Raw genomic sequence first — 25,256 nt, forward strand, 5'->3', positions numbered from 1 at the left:
TTCCGGTTTGAAACGCAGCTTTGAAGTTGAATTAGAGACGTGACCTAGCAGGCGATTGCTAGACAGCAGCAGCCGCTTTCTCTTTTTCGAATTTGACGAACGTTCGGAATCCGAACAAAGCGATCATGATGAAACAGATCGCAGGCAGCCAGAACGAAGTCCGGATGCCGTAGTTGTCGATCATGCCGCCTTGCAGTTTGGTGAGCAACGCACCACCCACGATCGACATGATCAAGAAAGCCGAGCCGAGCTTGGATTCTTCCTCTTCCATGCCGGACAACGCGATGCCGTAAATCGTGGGGAACATCAACGACATGCATGCTGAGATCATGACGAGGCTCAATAGCCCAGTGTTGCCTACCAGTTCGGGACCGATCAGGGAGTGCAAGAAGGCGGGCAAGCCAATCGTGAAGCTTTCGCCCTTCAGGGTGATGGCACCGACGGTGAAGGCAAGGGCACCGAGTGCAAAGACGCACAGCATCTTTCCGGGGCTGATGAATCGAAGCAGCCCGGTGCAGATCCAGCGGCTGCAGAGGAAGATGATCATCGCGATGATGTTCCAGGCTTGAGCTTGGCCGAGCGAAATACCGACCTGTTCCATTCCGTAGTGAACGATAAAAGTCCAGCACATGATTTGAGCTCCCACATAGAAAGCTTGTGCCAGGACTCCTTCGCGGAAGTGAGCACGACCGAAAATTCGGCCCACGATTTCCATGAACGGTGCGTCTTCTTCTTCCTGTTTGAAGGTAGGCATCTTGGCGAAAAAGAAGATGACCAAGAACACCGACACGACTGCGGCGACGATGATGTACGGCTTTTTGACGCTGTTCAGGTCGGTGCTTTGCATCGCCTGGAAGCCTTCGGGGTCGTTGACGCGGTAGCCCTTCAGTGCATTAGGAACGGCTCCATCGAGTGCGCCGACTTCCGTTTTGAAGTCAGGCAGTTCGGTGTAGACCTTCACAACGCTGCCGTCCGAAAGTGTTTCGGTCGCGTCGGCAGCGGCGTTCGGATCGATCACTAGGTGCTGAGTGTATTCCGCGTTCCCGTTGCCGAGCTTGGTGCGGAAGTCGCCAGTCATCAATTGCGGAGCCAGGACCAAGGTCGCCACCGACATGCCGACCAACGATCCGATAGGGTTGAAAGCCTGGGCCAGATTCAATCGTTGGGTTGCGGTTGCTTGGGGCCCCATCGCCAAAATGTAGGGATTGCAAGCGGTCTCTAGGAATGCCAAGCCGTAGGTCAAAATATACGACCCCAGCAAGAACAAACCGAACGTCGCCGTTGAAGCGGCGGGCACCGCTAGCAACGCTCCAATCGCGTAGAACGCAAAGCCGACCATGATGGCAGCCTTGTAAGAAAACTTACGAATGAAGAAAACAGCCGGCAACGCCATGCAGAAATAGCCGGTGTAGAATGCAAACTGCAACCACGACGCTTGAGAGGTCGTGATGATGAAAACGTTCTCGTAAACCTTGACCAGCGGGTTCGTGAAGTCATTGGCGAATCCCCACAATGCGAAGCAGCAGGTGGTCAGGATAAACGCCAGCAGGTACTGCTTCGGGACGATCGGCAACTTGCCGTCTGGGTATTCGTGAGACGAGTCGTTCGTGGATGCTTCCGACATCTTGTGGTTACCTGCCAAATGAATCTTCTTGGGGGGTGAAAGGATCGATATGCTATCAAATCGAGTGCCAGTTTGTGAGCGTCTATGCTGCGATGCATACCGAAATTGCAATATAGTGGCGGCTTAGCATCAGTTAGGCAGCCTGGTGGGGGACGTGTCGCGCGAGCTCGCGCATTTCACATCCTGTATTTGCACGATGCGAAGAGGGTTTGCGCGATGGGAGAACCGGTCGCAAGATGCGTGCGAGCGAATTTGCTGGGCTCGGCTTTGCTAGTTTCGGCTTTGCTGGGCTCGGCGGTGGGCAGAGTAGGGACGCATCATTAATGGGTGAAACACCGCGGGCCAATCTGGCCGCGAGCTAACCTAGCTGCGAGCCAATCTAGCTGCGGGCTAATCTAGCTGCGGGCTAATTCGGCTAGACGTCGGATTTGCCAATCGCCCACTCCAGTCAGCCGCCCGGTTCCGCCATTGGTCAAAGCTCGTCCGGTCAGCCACCTTATTTCGTCATTTGCCAAATCAGCAATTCGTTAAATACGGATAGTCGCTGCAGATCAGTCCTGCGTCCTTCATCGCGGACCAGAATGCTTGTGGTGGTTGCGATTTAACGAGGTTCACGTTTTGCTCGATCCGAGCAGGCCGACTGCTGTTCAGCGCGGTCGCGACAACGCCGGGAGGCGACATTCCAAAGGCTACACACGCTTCAGCCGGCGCGACCTCGTGGGCCTTACATATTTCGTAAAAGCGATTCCGCCACTGAATGAGCGTTTGGTCTTCAGCGGTGTCGCCAGTCACACGGCGGTAGTCAAAGAAGTCGCCACCGGTCAGGAAGCCGGCATGGAAGACAGCCGAGTTGATGACGGCAATGTTGTCTTGGTGCAGCGAATCGACAAATGTCAGCAACTCCGCCGGGTGCGAGTAAATGGTCAGGCTGGTGGCGAGCATCACCCAGTCCAACTTGCATTCCTTGGCCAGTCGCTGAGACACTTTCCAGTCTTTTGAGCCGACCCCGATGGCGGTGACTTCGCCGCGGTCACGTAATTCGCTTAACGCTTGGTACGCAGCCAGGATGTCGTCCCATCGTTTTTCGCGGTCAGCATCATCCGTCGCAGCAGTCAAGTATTCGTCAGGGTCATGGACGGAAACCAATTGCGGTTTGTACGGTGCGAGCAGTTCGCAGCCTTGTTCCCAGCAACGGAGAATTCCGTCGTAGCTGATGTCTTGAACCGCATCGTATTTTAGGTCGCACCACGCCCCCGGTTCAAACGTTGGTTCGGGAGTGGTTAGTGGGACACGTCGCCAGCCTAGCTTGTTGCTAATCAACACATTTTCGGGAGCGATCTTTAGTTCTGTGAGCGCCTTGGACATCATTTCCAAAGCCAGTCCCGCGCCGTACTTCCCGGCTGAGTCCGCCGCCACGATTCCGGGTGAATGCCGGAACCAGTTTTCAACGATCTCGATTTTGACCGAATCGTCCAGGGCTTGGTAAAGGTTGCCCAGTGCGCTGCTGCCGAACAGGATTGGTGGCAGTTTAACGCGAGCGTTCGACGGTTTAGCAATCATGGGCAGTAGACTTTAGGACGAGCAGTCATTGGGGGACGAAGTGACATGGCACCCCGTAATGGGCACCCCTTGATGGGCACCGCAAGTCTGGCTCACTTCGCATGGATGCGTTGTGAGTCCAGGCTTCGTCAAATCGAAATAGGAGATCGCAAACGGAGGTGTCTCAGTCGACGTGAATGATCGCCTTGATCACGCCGCTTTCAGGATCGACCCAGGAAGGGAAGACATCCGCAACTTCTTCGAAAGATGCGTTGTGCGTGATCCATGGATCCGTGTTGATCGTCCCTTTTTCAATCAGATCAATGATGCGGGAAAAATCGCTGGACAACGCATTGCGACTTGCCAGTAACGTCAGTTCCCGACGGTGCATCGCGGGTGCGTGGGGGAATTCCAGATTGGACTGGGTGATGCCCACATACACGACGCGTCCGCCAAAGGCAGCTAGGTTCAGCGAGTTGGCCATCGAACGGTTGTTACCCGTTGCGTCGATCACCACATCAGCGCGTCGCCCGTCGGTCAATGCTTCCAGTCGCTCGATGTCGGAATCATCGCCCGCCACCAGGATCGTGTCTTCGACGCCCATGTTGGTCGTTACAAAATCCAAACGCTTTTGGCTCAGGTCGGCAACGATCGGACGTGCACCGGCAACCTTGACGAACTCCAACGCCGATAAACCGATCGGGCCAGCACCAATGATTAGAACCGTTTCACCGCTCTTCACTTGAGCTCGATCGACCGCGTGGCAGCCAATCGCGAGTGTTTCCACCAAGGCGGATTGCTCGTAGGTCAAGTTGTTGGCAACGTGCAGTTTTCGGGCTGGTAAAATCATCCGCTGGGTGAGACCGCCATCGCACATCACGCCCAGCGTTTTGTGCTCTTCGCAACAATTGGTCAGGCCGCGTTCGCACGAATAGCATTTCTGGCAATTGATGTAGGGCTCAACGCTGCATCGATCGCCGACCTTGACGTTGTTGACATCGTCGCCGATTTCCAGCACCTCGACGCCAAGCTCGTGACCGGGGATCCGCGGGTAGGAAAAGAACGGGAACTTGCCGAGATAGCCGCCTAGGTCGGTGCCGCAAACGCCGACTCGGTGGATGCGCACCAGGGCTTCGCCGGGGCCGGGGGCATTGGGTTCATCAATCTCGATTTGTTTCCAGGTCTTCGGTTGTTCGAGTTGCAGGGCTTTCATCAAACGGTACCTCCTTGTCCTGGGTTGGCCGTTCCCAAGAACAGCGGACGCAAGTGACGCTCGTAGATGTTTTTGGTGACTTCGCGACCGACGATCTCCGCGTTCGCTTTCAGCAAATCGGTGTAGCGATCGCCGTGCTTGGCAGCGACTTTGAACGAAACGTGTAGCAGTTGTCGCATGTGGGCGTTGAAGTTTGGATTGTCTTGGATGTGCCGAACGGCGCTGGCCAGTTCTTCACCGGACCAACCGTTGACGGTTTCGGCGCTGGGCAACTTGGCTTCGTCAATGTCGATAACGCTGGCGTAAGGAGCACAGAACTCGTCGACGTGTTCCAACGCATAGGCGTAGATTTCTTTTGCAAGAGCTAAGCCATCGCCGCCGGCTTCGGACAGACCGATGATTTCTTCCAACCAAGTCGTGCCGGCGGTTTTGATGTGCAAGCCAGCACCGGTGCGATTGAGGCACTCGTGGATGATCGGATACAAGCTGAACTTGTCGCTGCCGCTGTGAACGCTCAGCTTCAATGTTTTGGGAAGGCCGTAAGTCTTGACCGCGTGGGCGATCACGGCGACATCGTCGTTGAACTCTTGTTCGAATTGCTTAAGGTCGCCGACGTAGTCAACGCCCTTGTTGAAACGACCGGTGAACTTAGGAGCGATCGTTTGGATCGGCACGTTTTGGTCCGCGATGGCAGCCAAGATGACTAGCAACTCAGGCGGCGTTTGCGGTGAATCGGTTTCGTCCATCGAGATTTCGGCGATGGTGTTGTCCGCGCCTTTGGCGTCGGCGATGTGGCGATAGATCTTGCCGGCTTCTTGAACCGCTAGCAGGTATTGTTCGGCAACGGCTTGGACCATTTCGCGGGTCACTTCAAGTGGAGCCGATAGGCCTTCCAGCTTGAGAGTTCCGATCAGTTCGGGGTGCCCGTCGACGAATGAAGTAACATCCGCAGCAGCGGCTGGCTTGCCGATGGAGTCCGCCACGTCGATGGTGAAAAAATCACTACAAGGCAAAAACGCATCCACAGTGGCCAGTTGGATGTGGTCGGCGTCGATGTGCCAAGTCTTGTCCCACCCGCGTTGCTTGACGGCTGCTTCGGCGGCGTCGTAAACGCTTTGTGGCTGTGAGCCCACAAATGTATGTTCGCGATTGGACTTGTTCCAAACCGGTGTCACGTCCACACCGTCGGCTGCGATTTGCTCAAAGGCTTGCAATTGTGCACCAGCTTGATGGGCAAAACGGTCGCCGACGCCGAACGTGAATTTTTCGATTGGGAGCATTGATTCCTCGCAGTAAATTGAATTGGGTACGGTATAATGCCCGTGGTCGACCTGGAACCCCATAGCCGAGCTTGACATTTGCATGGCAATAATTAACATAGGCTAACGCCTCTTGCGATGATAGCCTCTCGATTACAATGATCGCTCGATTGGGCCGTTCTCGATAGCCTCAGTTACATAAAGCTGGTTCGTTGCAGAATTCAAATCCAGACGAAAACGAACCGGTGATAACCGGCTCGGAACCCGACTTCGTATCCGACCAGGTGACCGACGCGCGGCGGTATTATCTGGATTTAAACCCGTCCCCCGAGGACGCCTTGGTCGTCGTTTGTGGTGGCGTTGAACGGACGCGATTGGACTACGAAATCGACCGCCAGCGGTTTGCATATTACGGATTGGAATTGGTCGCCGAAGGGCAAGGTGAACTGACCTTGGGTGACGAAGATTATCCATTGTCCCCCGGCAGTGTGTTTGCTTACGGCCCACAAACGCCTCACCGCATCGCCAGTCGTCCGCCGGATCGCATGCGGAAGTACTTTGTCGACATTGCCGGTCACGAAGCTAAAACGTTGATGCAGGAAGCCGGATTGTTGGACGGCAAGCCGTTGCGAGCACCCCGAACTCACGAAATGGTTGAGCTGTTTGATTTGCTTGATCGCGAAGCTCGCGGTGATGCTGAAAGCGCCAGCGAGATATGCGTCCATGTGTTGCGGTTGATCTTCGCGAAGATCCGTTTGGGATGTCTGGCCGAGTGCGCGACGATGCCCCGAGCCTATTCGACCTACGAGCGGGTACGTGAATATCTGGAAGAGCATTTCCTGACAATTCACACGATCGAGGAAGCCGCCAAACAGTGTGATTTGACGCCGATTCACCTGTCGCGTTTGTTCCGTCGCTTCGCTGGTATGGGTGCCTACCAGTTCTTGTTGCGCCGGAAGATGGACCGAGCCGCCGAGCTGTTGTTAGAAGAAAGCATGTTGGTCAAAGATGTCGCGGACCAACTTGGCTTCTCTGATGCGTTTCAGTTCTCGCGAGCTTTCAAGCGAGTCCACGGTTTACCGCCAAAGCAGTTAGTGATGTCGCGCAAGCTGACCAAGATCAGTAACGATTCGTAGGTCGTTCAACGCGTCAGCTGACAAGTCACCGACGCGGAACTGAACGCCGTCGAGTTTGGCCCCATCGAGTAAGCGTCTGAATCAAACGCATTGACTTCGGTAGGCCAGCATCTGCGAGCACCTCGCCCGGTACGACGCCGTCTTCAGTATCAATCTACCTGACCATCCCCTCCCTGTTGATCTTTCCCCACCGTTCCAGGTCTGCCATGAATTTGAAATTGAGTTTGCCTGTCTGTTCCCTGATATGTGTTGCCGGACTGCTGTTTGCGTTGAATGACGGATTGGTGAAAGCAGCCGAACCGCAGCAAGCGGACGCTGCGGAAAGCCAAGCTTCGGTCGCGAAACGTCCCAACATTCTGTACATCATGTCGGATGACCACGCTGCACACGGGATCTCTGCCTACGGAAGTCGGTTCGCCGAGATCGCTCCAACGCCTAATATCGATCGCTTGGCGAAGGAAGGCGCGTTGTTCTCCAACGCGTTCTGCACCAACTCAATCTGCTCACCGTCGCGAGCCTGTGTCCTGACGGGGCAGTACGACCACACCAACGGTGCGTTTGACCTCGATGGTCGTGTGGATCCGGGCAAGCAGATGCTGGCGATCGAAATGGGCAAGGCTGGCTACCAGACTGCGATGATCGGGAAGTGGCACCTGAAGGCCGAGCCCGCCGACTTCGATTACTACTGTGTTTTGCCCGGGCAGGGGAAGTACCACAATCCGGAGTTCCGAGTTCGAGGCGATAAACCCTGGGGCAAGAACCTCATTAAGTTCCCTGGCAAGCATTCCACCGACGCGATCACTGATTTGACATTGGACTGGTTGCAAGAGGGGTGGGACCAAGACAAGCCGTTCTTCTTGATGCACCACTACAAGGCGCCGCACGATTATTTCGACAACGCACCGCGATACGAAACCTATCTTGCCGATGTGGCAATTCCAGAGCCCGAAACGTTGTGGTCACGCGATGAACGATTCGGTTCAATCGCGACGCGAGGTGATAACGACGAATTGCTACCGCACATCGGTACTTCGATTGGTAACCGCAATCCGCGTCGTTCTTATTTGATGGACTTGCCGAAGCTTTACCCCAATGAGTTCCCCGCTGACTACGACCCGGCTAACTACAGCGATGAGGAAAACACTCGTTTGGCCTACAACGCTTATCTGAAAAAGTACCTGCGTTGTGTTAAAGGCATCGACGACAACCTCGGTCGATTATTTGCCCATTTGGAAGAGACGGGGCAATTGGACAACACCGTGATCATCTACACCGGCGACCAAGGTTTCATGCTTGGTGAGCACGATTACCAAGACAAACGCTGGATGTATGAAGAATCACAACGGATGCCGCTGTTGGTGCGTTATCCCAAGGCGATCCCGGCTGGCCAAAAGCTTGACGCGATTGTCGAGAATGTTGACTTCGCACCCACGATGCTGGATTTCGCTTCGGCTCCGGTTCCGAGCACTGTCCAAGGTCGATCAATAAAGTCGATGTTGGAAACCGGCGAGGCACCCAGTGATTGGAAAGAGGAAGCGTACTACCGTTATTGGATGCACATGGCGCACCATGACAATCCGGCTCACGTTGGAATTCGTACCAAGACGCACAAGCTGATCTACTATTACGGGTGCAACTACGACGGTGGTTACCAGACGCCACCGGGTTGGGAGTTATACGACCTTCAGAATGATCCTAAAGAAACCATCAACCTGTACAGCAATCCTGAACACGCTGGTTTGGTTGCCGATTTGAAAGAGCGAATGAAGGCGACACGCGAGCGGGTCGGCGACGATGGTTCGCACTACCCTGCTTGCGAAGAGGTCATTCAGGAATTCTGGGACTACGACGAGGACGACCGAGCAAAAGCCCGCGAGATCTCGCACGAGTACCTGAAGCGACGGACGGCCGAACTGGAAGCCGGTAAACGAAACGTTCGAACGTTCTACGGAAAGTAATCCGCCTGCTGAAGTATCTCACCGTGTATCGGCTGCCGAGTTCATGCTCGGCAGCCTAAAGGCTGAACACCAACGGTGAACGTTGGAGTCCAGGCTTCAGCCTGTTTCCCCGCCGTGTCTTGGCTGTCGAGTTCATATTCGGCAGCCTAAAGGCTGTGCACCAGCGGGGGCCGTTCGTTCAATCTTCTCGGCTGGTGACCTCAATGAGGTGATAGCCGAATTCGGTTTGGACGGGACCGTGAACCTTGTTCACTTCGCCGCTGAAAACGACTTCGTCGAATTCCTTCACCATTTGACCAGGGCTGAAGGAACCGAGGTCTCCGCCTTGCTTGCCGGATGGGCACGATGAGAACTCCGCAGCGACTTCACCGAAATCCATGCCGCGTTCGATTTGTTCTTTCAGGTCCTGGCAAACCTCTTCGAGTTCCACAAGGATGTGTCGGGCGGTCGCTGTAGCCATGTTCGTCTCGGTTGTTGGGGCTGTGGTGATGAACGGGCACAATCGCTTGTTCGCCCGGTTCCAGGTTGATGTTTTCAAGGGCAACATCGTGGCTGGCAAAGTCATTTCCGAAAACCAGCCTAACGCCAAATTTTCGACCAGTGGGAATCTATGTCCCTTAAGCGTTGTCGGATTAAGAAGCAAAGCTTTGGTAGTAAACGAGGAAACGAGTCCAGTCGATTCTGGGATTCGTAACATCATCCACTCAGTTTGTTGTTGCGCGAGCTAAGTTACGTGTCGTGTTTTATTTCGGTAGACTTGGCGATCAACCGACTGCCTAGACGAGCTTTCCAGTTCACGCGGTCTTGTCCCATCCCGTCGGCAATCCCAGGAAATCGCATGCGAATCCAGCCTGTATCGTCAGTCAATCTTGATACGCCGTCTGGCCCGATGCACACCTATCTCTTCCGGCCTGATAGTCCGGGGAAGAGTGCACCGGAAAAGTATCCTGGCGTTGTGTTGTTCGCCGAGATCTATCAGATGACCGGCCCCATCGCCCGGACCGCTGCGATGATTGCGGGACATGGTTTCTTGGTCGCGGTGCCCGATGTGTATCACGAGTTCACTGAGCCTGGCGAAGCGTTCGCGTACGACAAACCGGGGACAGATCGAGGTAACGCGTTGAAAACAACCAAAGAGCTAGCCAGCTACGATACGGACGCACGGGCGGTGATCGATTTCTTTGGCAAGGATCCAGGCTGCACCGGACGAGTGGGCTCGGTAGGCATTTGTCTGGGAGGTCATCTGGCGTTCCGTGCTGCGATGAATCCAGAAGTCGAAACGGGGGTCTGCTTTTACGCTACTGACATTCATAAAGGCAGTCTCGGCAAAGGCATGGCCGATGATACACTCGCTCGAATTCCGGAGATTCAGGGTGAGATGATGATGATTTGGGGGCGTCAAGATCCGCATATTCCCAATGAAGGTCGGCGAGTGATCTACGACGCGATGACCGCGGCTGATACTCGATTCACGTGGCACGAATTCAATGGCGAGCACGCGTTCATGCGTGATGAAGGGCATCGTTATGACCCAGCGCTCGCACAATTGCTGAACTCCATGGCATGCCAGCAATTCACAAGTTGCTTGAAATAGCGAAGAGATGTGTTGGGCCCGATCTTTCGTGGAGGCAATGTTGTTGATATTGTTCGCGAATGAAATGGACGGACACCCTTCGATTAGCCAAATGCCGACTTCAGCAGAAGCCTGCGGTGTTGTTCTCGCGAAAAGTGGAATGGAACGAGGTGATCGCGCGGTCGTTGTCGGACTATGCGCAGTTTTGCTATGGCTTCTCGGAAGTAAATCTTCGGCGGTTCGATATTGTCTTGCCTTTGACAATCCCCGACGCAAAACACTTCAATCAGTACCACCGCCAACTTCACGGCAAAAAGGCGATCGTACCAAACAGCGATGTCATCGAACTATGCGAAGACAAGCTTGCATTGGTTGAGCAGCTCACGCAGCTCGGTTTCGGTGATTTCATGCCAGTGACCGGTGACCAAGTTGGTTATCCGTACGTCTTGAAAAAGCGGGTGTCGGCTTTTGGGAAAGGTGTCTACATCATCGAGAACGCGGATCGTGAGCGTGAGATTCAGGAGTCGCTCGATCCAGGGACGTATTTCAAACAAGAATTGATCCGTTGCCATCATGAGTACGCAACTCATATCATCATTGTGAAAGGCCGCATCGTATTCAGCGGAAGCTGCAAATACGGATTTCCGACCGACGCTTATGTCAAGGGACGTGATTACCGCCCGGCAACGCGTGAAGTGCAAACCAGTTCACCTCACCTCGAACTGTTCGAGCGCATGCTGCGAGCGATCGGCTATGAAGGAATCTGCTGCATCGATTACAAGATCGATGATGGCGGCGTGAAGGTGATGGAGATTAACCCGCGATTCGGCGAGACGATGATGATATTCATCAACGACGCGTTGCCAGCGTATGAAGCTGCTATCGCAGAATAGATAGCCCAGTGGCCGGCGATACATGTTGGGCGATACATGCTGGGCTAGCGTTTGCTGGTTCGAAGCTTGGTAGTCCAGCAATTGTGTTGGCGGGCAAGTTAAGCGTACCAGCAGCTAGTGCTTCGGCTACATTTCATTTTAGGGTTGATCGTAGTGGATGAGGCGACGAATCCCATCCACTCACCAACCAGACGGGCTCGTCGCCTCGCCCACTACACCCCAAAGTTGAATATGGATGAAGCACTAGCGTTTCGGGGCGTTCGGTTTTGGGGGTAACGGCAAGGTTTCTTCGAGGGATGCATCCCGATCGATCGAGTGTTTATAGTGGGGGCGACTTTGCCACGCGGAACCCCAGGGAAATCTCATGAAGCTGGCTAATTTTATCCATTCCAATAAGCTGGCCAAAAGCGAGTTTGATGCTCGGTTGCCGGTCCTGCGAGCGGAATTGCTGGAGGTCCAGCACTCATTGCGCAAGGCCGATTTCCCCGTAATCGTGCTGTTTGCGGGTGTCGATGGAGCTGGGAAGAGCGAAGTCGTCAATCTACTTAATGAGTGGATGGATCCACGCTGGTTAATCAATCGAGCCTATGTCCGGCCATCTGATTCCGACTCGAAACAGGAACGTCCCGCTTTTCGCCGGTACTGGCAAGATCTGCCGCCACGTGGGCAAATTGGATTGTTCTTGAGTGCTTGGTATTCGCAAGTGTTGCTCGGTACGGTCGCACAACAGGTCCCGCCGGAAGAGTTTCCTCGGCACGTCGAACGAATCTGTCGTTTCGAGAGAACGTTGGCCACCGACAACGCGCTGATCCTGAAATTTTGGATGCATTTGGACAAGCGGCATCAAAAGAAACAGCTCAAGCGGCTCGAGGCGAATCCAGCCACAGCTTGGCGAGTCACGCACACCGATTGGGCGCACTGGGCGATGTACAACCGCTTCGTGTTAGCGGGCGATAAGATTATCGATGCGACGGATACTGAGCATGCACCTTGGCGTGTAGTTGATGGAGCCGACCACCGATATCGATCACTTACGATTGCCGAGCACATTCTTGGTGCGATCAAGGAGCGGCTCGCACCGGATGCATCCCCGCCAGTACAGGAACCCAAGTCGGATCAAGCGACGAAAACCGTGGCAACCCAATTCAAGTCCAGTCGCGTGAATTGGTTGGCCGACGTTGACCTGCATCAGACCTTACCGAAATGCGAATACCGCAGCCGGTTGGCTCAATCACAAGGCGAGCTGAACCGCCTTTGTCGAAAGGCAAAGCAACAAGACGTATCGAGTTTGTTGGTCTTTGAAGGTTGGGACGCCGCTGGCAAAGGTGGTGCAATTCGCCGCATCTTGCAGGCTCTCGATCCTCGCAATTATCGCGTCATCCCAACGGCAGCTCCTACTGAAGAAGAGCACGCGCAACACTACCTATGGCGATTTTGGCGGCATCTTCCGTGTGCCGGCGACATCACCATCTTCGACCGTTCGTGGTACGGACGCGTTTTGGTTGAACGGGTCGAAGGATTCGTGCGCCGGATGAATGGCAGCGCGCCTACGATGAGATCAATGAGTTTGAACAAGAGCTCGTTGAAAGCGGCATCATGGTTTGTAAGTATTGGTTGCATATCACGCCGGAAGAGCAATTGCGACGGTTTGAAGAACGCCGGACAACGCCGCACAAGCGATGGAAGTTGACCGACGAAGATTGGCGTAATCGTGCAAAATGGGACGAGTACGAAGAGGCGGTCAATGACATGATCGAGCGGACTAATACCTCGCTGGCTCCTTGGACGATCGTCCCGGCGAACGACAAATACACGGCTCGGATCGAGGTCCTTGATACGGTTTGCGAACATCTTCGGAAGACGCTCAGTTCGACCTCGTCCAGTTCCAGCCAACGTTTCTTTTAAGGCTGCTTGGGCATCGTCGAGACGCTGCGGCACCGCATCGTGCATGCCGCAAGGTATTGCAGGAGGCGTTTCGGCGTGAAGGCATGAGGCGGTACAGCCACACATGCCATTTATTTCGACGAGATCTTGATGTCTTTTTCGCGAACCGGATCGGTGCTTTCCAACCAAGTCAGCCGGATCGAGAGTTTGCTTTTCTTTTCGTCTTGAGACGCCGAAATCTTCAGGTTGGAAAGTCCTTTTGGTTTGATCACCATCGTGCCGTCTTCGTCTTCGAGGGCAATCTTTCCTTTGGCGATGCCGTCGACCAACGCATTCAGCAACGTTTTGACGGATTCGGAGTCCTGTAAGGATTCATGGCGGAATCGTGTGCTCTGTTTCATCGTGTGGGTTCAGCTTGGGGGTCTGTGATCAGTGCATTGGCTATCGAACATGTAGACTGCTCAGGCCCCTGAGCAACCAAGTCTGTTCGCAATCAGGTCTGTTCGCAATCAGGTTCTTGATTGACCAGGGCATTGACTGATCAGGGCATTGAGCGTTTGTTGCGGGGCGAACACTTTGACTTGGGGAAAGTCTGAGCTTACCCCCAAGATGCGTCCCGCGGGTTCGATGATCGTCACGGATGCTCCGCGGCCGTTGACGTTTTCGACACGTCGTGTGTGACGATCAAGGCTGGTGTCACACTCAAAGTTGATTTGAGATTGACGAAGCGACAATCGTTGGCCGTGATGTAGATTGCGGTGGCCGTGCAGGATCGCTGTGATGCCGGCACGATGCACGTTGCGTGCACCTTTTCGAGTGAACGGTCGATCGACGTCTCGATACTTTGTTCGAATCGTGTTGCAAAGCGACCCATAGTAAAAGTCGAATGGCGCTTCTTTCATGGCAACGTGAAATTGTTCGTTGATGTACTTGGTTCCGTGCTTCAAAAGCATCTTGGTCACGCAATCGTCAACGCCCGCATGCACAAACAAGAACGATCCGCTTCGATAACAAAGCCGAAGATTCTGGTAGAACCAGCGAAACTCGCCGCCGCGTTTCAAGAAGAGTTTCTTCCATTGTTGGGTGGCCGCGTAGACCTGGCGGAGATCTAGATTGTGGTCGCCGCAATGACGCTCGAAGTTTTCAACCTTCTTTGCGATCCGGTTCAGTTCACGCTCCATTTGGGCGGGCACGATGTCGCCGCCTTGAATCTTAGGAAATTCGTCGAACCAAGATTGGCGTGGGAATAGCCGGTCGCGGCACGTCGCGGTATCTGGAATCGTCGACATCTTCTTGGCAGGTAGATACGTATCAACAATTTCTTTCAGTAGCGGAATGATCTTTTGTCCCGCTCGAACGAAGAAGTGTTCGTTTCGAACATCCTTGTTTTCGCCAACGACCCGCATGCCAAACAGCAACCGAATGTCGTGGTTACCCGCTAGGATCCGTAGTCGTGCACCGCGGTCCTTCAGATGTCGAACGCCGCGTAAGAGTTCTAGGTTGCTTGGACCTTTGTCGAAACAGTCACCCCCGATAACAAAAACGGCTTTACGGCCTGCTTTAGTCAGCTCAAATTCTCGCGGCAAAGGACCGAGTTGTCTGACCCCACCCGACGCTACCAGTGAGGCTGCAAACGCATCGGGGTCTGCATGCAAATCGGAGATGAAGTAGTGTTTGCGTTTAGGCCACTTCCAAGAATCGCTGTCATTAATACTGCGTAGCGTTTCGATCAGCGTGCCTGTATTGCCGTCTTCGGTCACGATCGATTTATCGCCACCTTGTGACCAATCGCATGCCGTTTTGGGAAGGTTTACCTCGATCCATTTGCGACCTTGGTACCGTGGAATCACATCGGGTGCAATTTGTTGTGTAGGCATATGTCGACCTCAATCCAGCGGGCTTGTTTCAGCGAGGCGATTCTTCCACTGTCCAGCAACCTGACGCCACGACCCGTCGCTCGACTGAGCTAATGCCACCGGATGAGCGTGGTACATACTGAGTTCACCTACTCGCTTAAGGGGAATGGCACCGAGGTGGTGGGCTCCGTGCCGCAGCGATGCGCCGTGCCCAAAGAATAAGACGGCCTGGCCAGATTGCCCGACGGCGTTCATAGTTTCTCGGATGTATTTAGCCACTCGTTCACCGGATTCAAGCAGTGACTCAGCACCGACGAACGGTAATCGAAAATGACTATTGGATTTCCAATCTTCGGGTAGCGGATCGAGTCGTGGATCTTGGGCGAGTGCCGTCTCGATTTGGTCGCGAGTCAGGTTTGCACCGTTGCCAACACAACGTTCGGTCAGGCGATCGGTTTGGGTTAGTTGATCGCACTCTGGTAATTCGGCCATGGCGAGTTGTGCCGTTTGCCATGCCCGCAATAGGCTCGATGTGTGAACTTGGTGGTGCAACGACCACCCTTGTTCGTCAACAATTTCCTGAATGCGATTCGCGGCTTCGGTCGCTTGTTGCCGACCAAGTTCGGTCAGCGCGAATGGTTGATGAGCACTCGGTGTGTTGGCCAGTTGGTGGTAATCGCCGTGTCGCACGAGGATGCAAATCGGTTCACTCATGGTCGTGCTCGTCTTGTTGACTGGATTCAAGGATGATCGGATTCAATTGGATCGTAGCACGCCGGGCGGCTGACTGGCCTCGTTCCTTTAACAACGGAAACGAAATGGGACCGCAACAGACTATTTTGGGAAAGAGTTCGTTGTACTTAGTCTACGATTGTTTCAAGCAAGCTGCTGACCGTAGCATCGATTCGCATTGTGCTGCGGCCACTTCGAAATTGACCTTGCCATTTGCTTCCCAAACATTGACGGCATTGAGGTAGTCCAGGTAGGGGCCTGGATTGGTCTCGGGCAGATCTGACTGGAACGCGCCTTGGGAATCCGAATAGAAAGGCCCCGGATTTTTCATGACCGCTTTTAATAGGTCAGGCCGCTCATGAATGTTGATCGGAGCGATCTGGCAGGCTCGTTCGGAATCACGGTTCCAGTTTAGGATCAACAGATCGGTTAATTGCGACTGCAACGCAATTCGATTGTCGCCGTATCGCTCGGCTATGTCGACATCGAACTTCTGTTCCAAATTCCAGAGCTCGTCTGCTGGCAACGCTTCCAGTGATTCTCGTTGATGATCATCCAGCATCGAACGCAGCGATCGCAAGCTTAGAATCGTGCCTGGATTCACGCGGGGTAGCTTGGGGATTCCAAACGCACGCACATCACCGTGGTTACCCGGAGCAATGAATAGTCGATCGTTCGTAAGAAACTGGCTTTCACCGGATTCGAGCATACGCAGCATCAGCGATGATTTTCCACCGCCTGAAAATCCGGCTATGGCCAATGCTCGTTCTTCGATAACGATGCCCGAGGCATGGCATATGACCGCGTCGTGATGTTGTAGCCAGTTCATGTATTGGCAATTCACGAAGTTGATGATCTGGTTGTCATTCGCGATGCACGGACCGTGAGCGACTCGCACCGATTCGCTTTGCAGGAACAGCATTCCCGTACGGACTTTTCGGACAAGCCGACCGATACATTTCTGGTTGTCGCCAGTGGTTTGCTCATACAGGTTCACGTAGGCATCTTTACGGCCTGTCTTGCCCGGTTCGCGACGCCAATTTTGGTAGGTAAACCCGAGGTCGGTCGACGGTGCTTCGATCGCATGGATGACTACTTCGGCGGCACCGTCGACAACTACATGTGCAAAGTAGCTTCGCAATCGGTCCAGCAAACCGGCCGAGTTGGAACGGATTTCAATTCGGAATCGATCGAGTTCAAGGACAACCGATTTCGGCAACAGGTCGACGCCATCGAGCAACTGTTGGGCGATGTCTTGTACTTTGTTCATTTTGCCAGTTCCGTTAATACATAATCGGCATACAGGCCGGCGGCGTCGATGCCGATGCCGTCTTTCGCACCTTGAAAACCGCCAAACGCGGACACTTCAAATACGATGGGGCCGTCGTCTGTATCGGCGACATCGACGGTTGTGAAATCCATGGCAAACAGCGACTGGGCACGCGTCGCGAGATCGATCGTGCTTTGCGGTGGCGTATATGCCGCGTATCGACCACCACTTTGAATCGTGGTGTTCCAAGCTTCACCTTGGTTAACCCGAGCGTAGGTGCCCAGGTATTGCCCACCCAAGAAAACCATTCCCATATCTTGGCCGGGAAGTTCAACCTTTTTTTGGATGTACATCATCGGGTTTTCGACTTTGAAACGATCGACAACATCTCCGACCGCATCGTTGTTTAGCGAAGCGGCGTTAACCAGTTCCATCCCGCGAGCTTTGGTTGAATACAGAGGTTTCAAAACCGCAGTGCCGAATTGCTGAATTGCCTGGATCGCTTCGTTTCGGTTTTCCGTAACGACGGTTGGGGGCATCGGGATCCCGCCATTACGCAGGGTCATCGTACAGCCTAAACGATCAATCATCCGAATGATCGTTTCCGAGGGCGAAAAGACACGGACACCCGCGTGCTCGGCCAGACGCAATAGTTCGATTCGGTCCAATGTGGCGGGCGAATATTGTTGGCTGATTTTCTTGACGACCAAGCCGTCTAACTGGCACAAGGCCGTTCCGCCGGCCATCAATTGACCGGTCGACAGATTTGCACACACGTCTTGCATGCTGACTATCAATCGGAAACCTGTCAGCCGTTCCAGTGCATCGGCCAGTACTTCGGTCGACCACTTTCCTGGAATGCCGATCACCCCAACTCGCATTTCGGTCATGAGAAGAGCTCACGAATGGGCAAGCGAAAATCGGGGGCGGATGAGATCGGTTGGGCAAGGGTGCGTTCTAAGATGTAGCACCCGCGTAGATACATTGATTTGGCGAGCTCACGATCCAGTATAAATCGTGTTGAAGTGATGAAGGATCTCGCCAATCCGTAAGCTAGCCGCAATTCGAACGTCGCATCGTCTTGTTGTCGTGCGAACTTCTTCGCCGTCGCGTGCATGTTTTCGGCAACCTCGGTGATCCGGTGGCGAGTTCGTTGGTCGAGGACTTGAAGCCGATAATTCGAAACCATAAATACCGACACATCTTGCGTGTAGTCAGCGTAGCACGACCGATGCAGGTCGATGAAGTTGACGTATTCTTCGGCGGGATCAACGATGATGTTGTCTAAGTTAAAATCACCATGGATGTACACGGAAAATGGAGGCTTGACGGCTGCTTCGCGTTCTTCCGTGATCGCGATCAATTCGTTCAACGAGTGAGTCCGTGCTCGACCGATGCGGCCTTTGCCGTTGCCGAATTCCGGATGGACCTCTAACACGCTGCCGAATCGTTTACGCAATTGCGGAATGTGGTTAGGTGGTAGCTGTTTATCTGATTTCGTTTCTCGCCATACGGCTCTTAGCGTTTTAGACAATTGACGCTGGGCTGACTTCAATTGATCGTCAGTGGATGACATCAGCACTCGGTCGAATGTCAGACCGGGAAGATGCTCGATCGTCATCGAAGCAATTTCACCGCTCTTGCGGTACGACAAAATTTTCGGTGCGATGCCAGGAAAGATTTCGTGCCAGTTGTTGACGCTTTTGCGTTCTTCTTTCAGCTTTCGTTTTTCGCCATCTTTCACAATCGCCGCGAAGCCATGTTCCTCTTCGCATCCGATTCGCGAGATGTTAGTGCCTGAGTTGGTTTCAGCAACCTTCGCGACATCGGAGCGATCAATGCCGAGGTCTTCGAACGCGGTTTCCAGCAATCGGAAACGGTCTCGCTGCAACGGTTGGCCCAACCGGGCGCCCACCATTGATTCGCTCACGTCCCGCAATACGACACTCATCTCGTTCAATTGCGTTGCGATGAAGAACGCCGTCAGGACACGATCAGGGTGATCGATACTTTGCAGGTCGCGAGATTGGCCTTCGAAAAAACTCTCGTGTTTGGACGACATCGCGACAGCTAAATCGCTGACCTTCATTGCCGTCTTGGTGCCCTCCTCTTCGATGCCGACACGAATGAGCTCGATGCCTTTTTGCACGTCTTGGAGCAATCCAGTTGCCGAGAGTGACTTCAGGATTCCTCGCCGTTTGCAGCCTTCGAGCTGTCGGGCACAATCGTGGACAAGTCCTGTTAAGCGTTCCAGTTGCGTTGCGATGGACTCCGCCGCTCTTAGCGAATGCGTTTCCAGTCTCTCGCTTTCGTCCGCGTTCCGGACTGCATGAATACAAGCGTCATGGATCCGCATCTTCAGGTTGTATGCGTATCCGCGACGATCCAAAATTCGTTGAGTGAGTTCCGGGGAAGGTTCCGCAAACAAGGTAGTTAGGTTACCTAACTGCGTGCTGGTCTCTGCCAACATGAACTGCAGATTGTCGCGGATGGTTTGAGGAAGTCGCATCGGGAAATTGAAGAGTGAAACAACTGATGGGTTCTTGCCCGAGCGAATGCCAGTGATGGTCGTGCTCAGTCAGCCTCGAGGTCATCGCGCAGGGGCCAATGAAACGACGCTCGGCTTCCTACTGCCTTTTGAGAGCATCTTTTTCAAGCATCAAGGCCCGATTTCAGCAGGCTACACCCGGACTCTTGTGGGAGTAAGCGGCTAGCGATCGGCTGACCTTGCATCCAGTGGACTTTTCGTTCCGTGGAATTTACGTTCAATGCTTTTTCGGTAAGTCTTTCTGCAAAACGCGTTAAGCGAAGAGGCTTCTTGCCCAGGTGTCTTGCATTCAAAAACCTTGAAGCTTGTTGGTCAATCGTCGGCCAAAGCTGAATGCAGTGGAAGAGGGGGCAACGATGAACGGATGTCAAACTGGCTGAGAATCATCAAAACTTCATATTTGGTGTCGAGGAATCGACGACCAGATCGACCGGTTTGCTAGTTATCAACCAACGAATACAGCCCGCCGCCTTCTCGCTTCAGCTTGCCTTTGTCGGCCAGGGCTCGCCAGAGTTCGATTGGGTATTGATCCGGTGGACGGATTGCAGCGATAGATGATTTGCCGCCAGATGACATCGGGCCGTATCCCAAGCGAGACTCTTCGTCCAAACGCATGAGCTTGATGCGTTTGCGAAATGCCTTCATTGCCAGCCGAAGTTCTTCTTTGGAAAACTGAGGCTCCGGCGTCGCTTCTTCTTCAGCAGGATTGTCGGTCATTTATAGGCCCAGGTCGTTTGCGGTGAGAGGTTCGGGTCGCTTCGTGAAAGAATACACGACGTTGGTCGTTGTCGCATCTTGGGTGGCGGAGGGCACGAAGTAACGACGTATGAATATGTCGGTATCAAGCCTACCGTTTACCGCTTGAAGGTTATTGTCTTGCGGCCAATGCGTTCGATGCAATTTGCCGGTACATGACTCGATCCACCGGGCTGAGCGGCGGCAGGTGTTGGCGTCGTCGGCTGTCCAGCAGTATTTCGTACAAGCCAGCGACACTTCGAGGGCGAACCATTTGGCGGATCAATCCAGCCCGCAGCGATTGGTCTTGCCAGCGGGACATGCCGATGATTTCCATGTCCAGTTCGCGGCGAGTCGTCGAGTCGATATCGAGATCCTCGTACAGCAATTCCTTCTCGATCACGCCTTCGATGTTTTCAATACCGCCGATCACGCCATACCTGTCCGGCAAAGTTGCTGCGTATTCGGCTGCGAGTGCGGCGTCTTTTTCGGACAATGCGACGCCGCCCACTGTTTGAATTTCTTTTTTTTCCTCGATGATCGGATCGAGAACGTTAGGCGGGTCGATCGCGATCAGGATCGGGACATCACGCGTCATCGAAATGCGGCGCACCATGTCGATCACCTCGATCGCCGACGCGTCTTTGGGTTCGCGTTTGGAAACGATCAGTCGGATGTCTTCGCCCGTAGCAGCGATCCGTTCAAGTTGGCGAGCGGTGGTGGCGAATGTCGTCGACAACCCGGCTTGGTTCATCAATCGCTCCCACACCAAAACCACTTCGGGTCGATTTTCAAGGACCAACGCAGTACCACGGTCACTCAGCTGGCTCATCTGGATCAAGCGATCTTCCACACGGCTTGAACCTGCGTACGGCGCGCTAGGTTGCAACGCGGCGATCGCGGCGGCGGCTTCGTATCGCACGGTGCTGCTGGGATGATCAACGGCGGCCACGATCGGTGCAACTTGACCGTTGGACTGTACCAGCCAATCAGACCAGGAGGCGTAGTCGGAACGAATCAGTCGAACGGCGCCGAGGGCTGCAGGGTCATTGTTGGTGGCGACGGCGCGGCTTAACGCCAGCTGAACGGTATCGGCGACTTGCCGAGACGCGGAGTGGTTGGCGGAGACAGGACTGTTTGGATTCGATGTCGCTTCGCTCGGCGTACTGACCAGCACCGGAATGATGTTCTGTTGATAGAACGACGCGATCTGTTGGTCGTCGCCCCAGTCGGGGTCGTTGGTAAGGTAGTTCGCGAGCAGCGAGTTGATTTGCATCAGCACGCTTTGAGGGTCGTTGTCACCGACCGCAATCAGCCGAGTTGCAGCATCCGCCGCGTCTCTGAAAGCAAGCATCCAGGCTGGAACACGTTGCGATTGCACGCCGTTGAGTTCGGCATTCATGACCCATGCGTCAGCCCGGCCGAATTGCCGGACGCTTTCCGCGGCAACACGATCCGCTTCGATCAAACGGTCTCGCAGATTCCGAACGACCACTGCTTTGGATGGAATGGTCTCGCCGCGTCGTTGCAGTGCAGCGGCAACGCGATCACGTGTTTGGGAAGTCTTGGCATCGGTTCGGTACAACGCCGTGAACAGTTCCGTGGTGAATCCAACGCCACCTAAGCGAAGCAGCCCAGCGATGGCACCGTCACGGACTTTTTCGGTTCCGTATAAGGCCAAACGCTGCAAGGCGGAGACCCCCGATTCTCGGTCGATACGTAACAGTGCGTTGAGCCACCGTTCACGTTCGTCAGCGTCTTCGGTGTTGGCGATCGCACCGGCCAGCGCCGCCGTGGAAGCCTCGCCACCGGCGAAGAGCACTCGCATCGCGGGCAGCGTTTGGTCCGCGTTATCGCCCATCAATGCACCGATCGCTTGCGAGATTCTGGCCGGCGAAGCAAGCTGTTTGGCTTTCAGTTCAAACAGGTCGTCGATCATCTTCACCGCGGCAGCCGTGCTCTTTTCGTGGGTCACGATTTGTAATCGCTGCGAGGCGGTGATCTGCAAAGCGACTTGCGTTTTCTGTTTCGCGTCGTAGCCGCGTTGGTCGATCGACGAGAGTAGCTGATCGACGTTCTCGAACTCACCCATTCGGGCCAGAGCGGAAATGGCCTTACCCAACTCGGTCGGGCTGCGACCGGCTCGCTGCATGGTTTGCTCGACAGCCGGATCGTCGGCTTGGAAGAGTGGTCGCTGGCCGTGGCAGGTCGGCGGGGCAAACCACAGCGTCAGTAGGACGCCGCAGAACAAGAGCAGGGATTTTGGCTTAGCGACGTTGGCGAACATGGAGCCAGGCAACCATCAAGGGCAGGTGCGAAAAGAAGTGGACGAGCGACGGTCCATTCTAATTGGTTGTCTGCTGTTTTGTTCGCCCGAAAGAAGACGTGGGGCGTTGAAGTGGGGGCGAGTCCGGGATACGCAGCGAATGAGCCGATTTTCCGGCCTACGCGGCTGAATTTCGCTAAGCCGTAAGCCGATCGATTGCACGCGGATTTCACGTTAGCGAGATCCCGTCCGACGTCCTCGGTTGATGATCGGCGCTTGCCACGCCGGGATACGGGGGGTGAGGAAGGGTGGTTTGGCTCCAACTGCGATTGTTGTCAGTTGGAGCCTACTCCAGCCAGTTCGACTACATTTTGCGAGCAAACGTGGGATTCCAGATCACTCGATTCGCAGTATTACGCTCACTGGCTTCGCGATAGCCGATTGGGCGGAACGTCGGCCGAGGTGAACGGCCGGTCCGATAAGAGGCCTCTCGTTCATCCAATTCAGGGCGATTGAGTGGACTTTCGTCCCGTGGATCAGGCAGGTCTTGGATGGAATTGTTGTTGTCGAACATATCGTTCAGTTCGTTCAGGTCCGAATCCGAGTTTTCTCGCTCGGGAGCACTGAATTCAACGTCGCCCAACCGAGACTGCGGACGCGGCGTATCGCTTTGTGCGGGTGCTTCGAGGACCGAATCACCATCGTCGTCAATCGAAAAGCGGTTGCTGCTAATCGAGTCACCCGGTTGAGTCACGATCGAAGATGAACTTGGATAGTCCGTCGAAGGGTACGAGTAGGTTGGTGACGATTCGATGACCGGCGAGAACGATGAATATCCGCTGCGGATCGCTGGACTGAACGGGTCAACGTAAGACAGCGGCATACGCTGCACGACTTGACGAGGAACCATTCGCTGGACCGTGTACGGTTCGTACTTCGGCACAGTGACCGGACGCATTACCTTACGACGCACTTCTTCTTGCTCGTAGTACTTCACGGTGACCGGTTCGCGGCGAGTCTCGTAGACCATTCGAGTGGACTGAACGGGGACCTTGCGAACTTGTTCTTCCGCAACCCAACGTCGCTTTTGCACTGGTACCTTGCGGGTCAGTGTTTCCGTGACGGGGCGTTGGACGGTGTAGGGAATTTTGCGAACGGTTGTTTGAGGAACCATTCGGGTGCGCTGAACAGGCACGTTCCGGGTCACGACTTCCTGTTGCATCTTTTGCACCTGTACCGGTACATCTCGCGCAACCACTTCTTGTTGCATTCGCATGACCGTCACGGGACGCTGGACCTGTTGCACTTCAGGCATGTAGGAGGTTTGCGCGATTTGTTGCTGAACCAAGTTTGGTCGATAAACCATTTGGGTTTGGACCTGGGGCGGCGTTGCAACGGGCACGGGCGTGTAAGCACCTCGATTCCAGGCAAGGATTCCCAGCGGTCCAGGGACCGCATAGGCGCGCGGATTCCAGCCCAAGCCGACACCCACTTGTCCTGGCGTCACCGTGGTTTGTGGGACGTAACCGCCCGCATCCACGGTTTGAGCTCGCATGGTCGTGACCGGACGGTACGAAGTGACCGTATCGGTTTGGTACTGAGTTTCCGCAACCGGACGCTGGACCGTGTATTGCTGACGCACCATTTGCGTTTCAGTAACCGGACGCTGCACGGTGTACTGTTGTTGGTACATCTGCGTTTCGGTGACCGGGCGGTAAGTCGTTACCTGCTCTTCACGCTCAGCGGTCTCGTTGACGTAGCGAGTTTGAGTAACCGTTTCGTCTCGGTACGCCGTTTCGACGACCGGCTTGTAAACGGTGAAGCGTTCTTCTCGGTAACTGGTTTCGGTTACCGGTTTGGCAACGCGGTACTCACGTTCTTCCGTGCGGGTCTTCAGGACCGGACGATAGCTGGTGACTTCCTCTTCGACCATTTGGGTTTCGTAGGTCAACCGCATCCGCTGAACCGTTTCGGGCTGCATGACGGTTTCGCATTCCAAGCGGTACGCAGGCTCGAAACAGCAGCTTTCTTGTGCTTGAGCGGATGTACTGGCGGCGGTCATGCTCGCGATAAGAGCAAGCAGAGCGGCGCGGCGGGAAGTGAATGATCGGCGATGAGTTCGGCGCATGTTCTTACTGACAGTCAGATTCATGATGTTCCTTGTTGAAACTGGCAGGTCAATCTTTTCCCCGTGACGACGCCATGTCGTCGATGGGTCATGATTGCATCGAAGCGTTTCCAGGAAAGGCCGGAATGTCTCCGAGTCGTCCGAATTCGGCTGCGAGCCTGCAATCGTGGACGAAAACGTCCACGCTGTACAAGCCTAGGCAAGTCTTCAGGAAATTGTGGAAAAAACCTGCTAAAAACGACACTTTTGCCCAACCTGGGATGCGTTAAATTCGCCAAATTGCCGAGTCGGTTTCGTTGCCGCCACAGACGTTGCATTTTCGCAACATAACGCAATCCCCCCAGCCATTCCTGCCGGACTGTCCCGTACCCGAGGCCAAACGCGTCAGCCGGGGAGAATTGCTCGATGCCCTGCGGCCCCCTCCGCAGACCGCCCGTTGATTCGCTGCCGGTACCTTCCGCTAAGCGGGCCCCTGAATGGTTGGTTTCTATCCAGGGTGGAGGCCGGCCAAAGGTGGCTTTGGGGCGGCCGAATGACGTCGTCAGTTTTGCCGTGATCGGTACCTGCCGCGGTTGAGATGAGGCTTTGGCGGCAGGGGGTGGCCACTACAATGTCCGGAGCCGCTGTCCCCTCCTCGAACTG

General features: G+C 54.6%; 18 protein-coding genes and 1 pseudogene. 5 read left to right on the forward strand and 14 right to left on the reverse strand.

Features of this window, described 5'->3' with window-relative positions; translation table 11 throughout:
- Positions 1-58: 58 nt before the first annotated feature.
- From ACR3ZL_RS09460 to ACR3ZL_RS09475, 4 genes are all read right to left on the reverse strand, one after another.
- Positions 59-1,624, reverse strand: a complete 1,566-nt coding sequence (locus tag ACR3ZL_RS09460; protein ID WP_486173402.1) for an MFS transporter — start codon at positions 1,622-1,624, stop codon at positions 59-61.
- A gap of 516 nt (positions 1,625-2,140) precedes the next feature.
- Positions 2,141-3,184 (reverse strand): aldo/keto reductase, encoded by a 1,044-nt coding sequence (locus tag ACR3ZL_RS09465; protein WP_486173403.1) that lies wholly within the window; start codon positions 3,182-3,184, stop codon positions 2,141-2,143.
- Positions 3,185-3,347: 163 nt separating this feature from the next.
- Entirely contained in the window at positions 3,348-4,376 is a 1,029-nt protein-coding gene (locus ACR3ZL_RS09470; RefSeq protein WP_486173404.1) for a zinc-binding alcohol dehydrogenase family protein, read from the reverse strand.
- Positions 4,376-5,656 carry a tagaturonate epimerase family protein gene (locus ACR3ZL_RS09475; protein WP_486173405.1) on the reverse strand — a complete coding sequence of 427 codons (1,281 nt, stop codon included), beginning with the start codon at positions 5,654-5,656 and terminating at the stop codon, positions 4,376-4,378. The genes ACR3ZL_RS09470 and ACR3ZL_RS09475 overlap by 1 nt, the downstream gene beginning before the upstream one ends.
- A 191-nt stretch (positions 5,657-5,847) precedes the next feature.
- On the opposite strand from ACR3ZL_RS09475, the gene ACR3ZL_RS09480 reads away from it, so the two are divergent.
- Both ACR3ZL_RS09480 and ACR3ZL_RS09485 read left to right on the forward strand, forming a co-directional pair.
- Positions 5,848-6,771: a helix-turn-helix transcriptional regulator gene (locus tag ACR3ZL_RS09480; RefSeq protein WP_486173406.1), complete on the forward strand. Its 924-nt coding sequence runs from the start codon at positions 5,848-5,850 to the stop codon at positions 6,769-6,771.
- Positions 6,772-6,977: 206 nt separating this feature from the next.
- Positions 6,978-8,729, forward strand: a complete 1,752-nt coding sequence (locus tag ACR3ZL_RS09485) for a sulfatase family protein (protein ID WP_473653366.1) — start codon at positions 6,978-6,980, stop codon at positions 8,727-8,729.
- A gap of 178 nt (positions 8,730-8,907) precedes the next feature.
- On the opposite strand, the gene ACR3ZL_RS09490 is transcribed toward ACR3ZL_RS09485, so the two are convergent.
- Complete coding sequence (locus ACR3ZL_RS09490; RefSeq protein ID WP_473653365.1) at positions 8,908-9,189, reverse strand: peptidylprolyl isomerase; 282 nt, start codon at positions 9,187-9,189, stop codon at positions 8,908-8,910.
- 378 nt (positions 9,190-9,567) lie between these two features.
- On the opposite strand from ACR3ZL_RS09490, the gene ACR3ZL_RS09495 reads away from it, so the two are divergent.
- The 3 genes and pseudogenes from ACR3ZL_RS09495 to pap all read left to right on the forward strand — a co-directional run bounded on the left by ACR3ZL_RS09495 (position 9,568) and on the right by pap (position 13,100).
- Positions 9,568-10,323 (forward strand): dienelactone hydrolase family protein, encoded by a 756-nt coding sequence (locus ACR3ZL_RS09495; RefSeq protein WP_473653364.1) that lies wholly within the window; start codon positions 9,568-9,570, stop codon positions 10,321-10,323.
- 59 nt (positions 10,324-10,382) lie between these two features.
- Positions 10,383-11,195 (forward strand): ATP-grasp domain-containing protein, encoded by an 813-nt coding sequence (locus tag ACR3ZL_RS09500; protein WP_473653363.1) that lies wholly within the window; start codon positions 10,383-10,385, stop codon positions 11,193-11,195.
- 364 nt (positions 11,196-11,559) lie between these two features.
- A pseudogene (gene pap, locus ACR3ZL_RS09505) lies at positions 11,560-13,100 on the forward strand (polyphosphate:AMP phosphotransferase).
- A gap of 110 nt (positions 13,101-13,210) precedes the next feature.
- Here pap and ACR3ZL_RS09510 read toward each other — a convergent pair.
- From ACR3ZL_RS09510 to ACR3ZL_RS09550, 9 genes are all read right to left on the reverse strand, one after another.
- Positions 13,211-13,480, reverse strand: a complete 270-nt coding sequence (locus ACR3ZL_RS09510; protein ID WP_473653362.1) for an amphi-Trp domain-containing protein — start codon at positions 13,478-13,480, stop codon at positions 13,211-13,213.
- A gap of 108 nt (positions 13,481-13,588) precedes the next feature.
- The gene (locus ACR3ZL_RS09515) at positions 13,589-14,956 is read right to left on the reverse strand and encodes a metallophosphoesterase family protein (RefSeq protein ID WP_473653361.1); all 1,368 of its coding nucleotides are present in this window, start codon (positions 14,954-14,956) and stop codon (positions 13,589-13,591) included.
- A gap of 9 nt (positions 14,957-14,965) precedes the next feature.
- On the reverse strand, positions 14,966-15,649 hold the full coding sequence (locus ACR3ZL_RS09520; protein WP_473653360.1) for a histidine phosphatase family protein: 684 nt from the start codon (positions 15,647-15,649) through the stop codon (positions 14,966-14,968).
- 151 nt (positions 15,650-15,800) lie between these two features.
- Positions 15,801-16,937 (reverse strand): HprK-related kinase B, encoded by a 1,137-nt coding sequence (locus ACR3ZL_RS09525; RefSeq protein ID WP_473653359.1) that lies wholly within the window; start codon positions 16,935-16,937, stop codon positions 15,801-15,803.
- A complete protein-coding gene (locus ACR3ZL_RS09530) occupies positions 16,934-17,827 on the reverse strand; it encodes a GAK system ATP-grasp enzyme (RefSeq protein WP_473653358.1) in 894 nt (297 codons plus the stop codon). The genes ACR3ZL_RS09525 and ACR3ZL_RS09530 overlap by 4 nt, the downstream gene beginning before the upstream one ends.
- Positions 17,824-19,446: an aminoglycoside phosphotransferase family protein gene (locus ACR3ZL_RS09535; RefSeq protein ID WP_473653357.1), complete on the reverse strand. Its 1,623-nt coding sequence runs from the start codon at positions 19,444-19,446 to the stop codon at positions 17,824-17,826. Before ACR3ZL_RS09535 ends, ACR3ZL_RS09530 begins: the two co-directional genes overlap by 4 nt.
- Positions 19,447-19,923: 477 nt before the next feature.
- Positions 19,924-20,202 carry a hypothetical protein gene (locus ACR3ZL_RS09540; protein WP_473653356.1) on the reverse strand — a complete coding sequence of 93 codons (279 nt, stop codon included), beginning with the start codon at positions 20,200-20,202 and terminating at the stop codon, positions 19,924-19,926.
- Between the two features lie 151 nt (positions 20,203-20,353).
- Positions 20,354-22,507 (reverse strand): hypothetical protein, encoded by a 2,154-nt coding sequence (locus tag ACR3ZL_RS09545; RefSeq protein ID WP_486173407.1) that lies wholly within the window; start codon positions 22,505-22,507, stop codon positions 20,354-20,356.
- A gap of 343 nt (positions 22,508-22,850) precedes the next feature.
- Complete coding sequence (locus ACR3ZL_RS09550; protein WP_486173408.1) at positions 22,851-24,638, reverse strand: hypothetical protein; 1,788 nt, start codon at positions 24,636-24,638, stop codon at positions 22,851-22,853.
- Between the last annotated feature and the right edge of the window lie 618 nt (positions 24,639-25,256).

The sequence above is a fragment of the Rhodopirellula sp. J20-39 genome (assembly GCF_057365095.1).

What these genes read in the sequence shown, in the direction of transcription:
- ACR3ZL_RS09540 (WP_473653356.1), bottom strand. Translation starts at nt 20,202, where the DNA reads ATGACCGACAATCCTGCTGAAGAAGAAGCGACGCCGGAGCCTCAGTTT.
- ACR3ZL_RS09510 (WP_473653362.1), bottom strand. Translation starts at nt 13,480, where the DNA reads ATGAAACAGAGCACACGATTCCGCCATGAATCCTTACAGGACTCCGAA.
- ACR3ZL_RS09515 (WP_473653361.1), bottom strand. Translation starts at nt 14,956, where the DNA reads ATGCCTACACAACAAATTGCACCCGATGTGATTCCACGGTACCAAGGT.
- ACR3ZL_RS09465 (WP_486173403.1), bottom strand. Translation starts at nt 3,184, where the DNA reads ATGATTGCTAAACCGTCGAACGCTCGCGTTAAACTGCCACCAATCCTG.
- ACR3ZL_RS09520 (WP_473653360.1), bottom strand. Translation starts at nt 15,649, where the DNA reads ATGAGTGAACCGATTTGCATCCTCGTGCGACACGGCGATTACCACCAA.
- ACR3ZL_RS09490 (WP_473653365.1), bottom strand. Translation starts at nt 9,189, where the DNA reads ATGGCTACAGCGACCGCCCGACACATCCTTGTGGAACTCGAAGAGGTT.
- ACR3ZL_RS09535 (WP_473653357.1), bottom strand. Translation starts at nt 19,446, where the DNA reads ATGCGACTTCCTCAAACCATCCGCGACAATCTGCAGTTCATGTTGGCA.
- ACR3ZL_RS09550 (WP_486173408.1), bottom strand. Translation starts at nt 24,638, where the DNA reads ATGAATCTGACTGTCAGTAAGAACATGCGCCGAACTCATCGCCGATCA.
- ACR3ZL_RS09500 (WP_473653363.1), top strand. Translation starts at nt 10,383, where the DNA reads ATGAAATGGACGGACACCCTTCGATTAGCCAAATGCCGACTTCAGCAG.
- ACR3ZL_RS09460 (WP_486173402.1), bottom strand. Translation starts at nt 1,624, where the DNA reads ATGTCGGAAGCATCCACGAACGACTCGTCTCACGAATACCCAGACGGC.
- ACR3ZL_RS09485 (WP_473653366.1), top strand. Translation starts at nt 6,978, where the DNA reads ATGAATTTGAAATTGAGTTTGCCTGTCTGTTCCCTGATATGTGTTGCC.
- ACR3ZL_RS09495 (WP_473653364.1), top strand. Translation starts at nt 9,568, where the DNA reads ATGCGAATCCAGCCTGTATCGTCAGTCAATCTTGATACGCCGTCTGGC.
- ACR3ZL_RS09470 (WP_486173404.1), bottom strand. Translation starts at nt 4,376, where the DNA reads ATGAAAGCCCTGCAACTCGAACAACCGAAGACCTGGAAACAAATCGAG.
- ACR3ZL_RS09545 (WP_486173407.1), bottom strand. Translation starts at nt 22,507, where the DNA reads ATGTTCGCCAACGTCGCTAAGCCAAAATCCCTGCTCTTGTTCTGCGGC.
- ACR3ZL_RS09530 (WP_473653358.1), bottom strand. Translation starts at nt 17,827, where the DNA reads ATGACCGAAATGCGAGTTGGGGTGATCGGCATTCCAGGAAAGTGGTCG.
- ACR3ZL_RS09475 (WP_486173405.1), bottom strand. Translation starts at nt 5,656, where the DNA reads ATGCTCCCAATCGAAAAATTCACGTTCGGCGTCGGCGACCGTTTTGCC.
- ACR3ZL_RS09525 (WP_473653359.1), bottom strand. Translation starts at nt 16,937, where the DNA reads ATGAACAAAGTACAAGACATCGCCCAACAGTTGCTCGATGGCGTCGAC.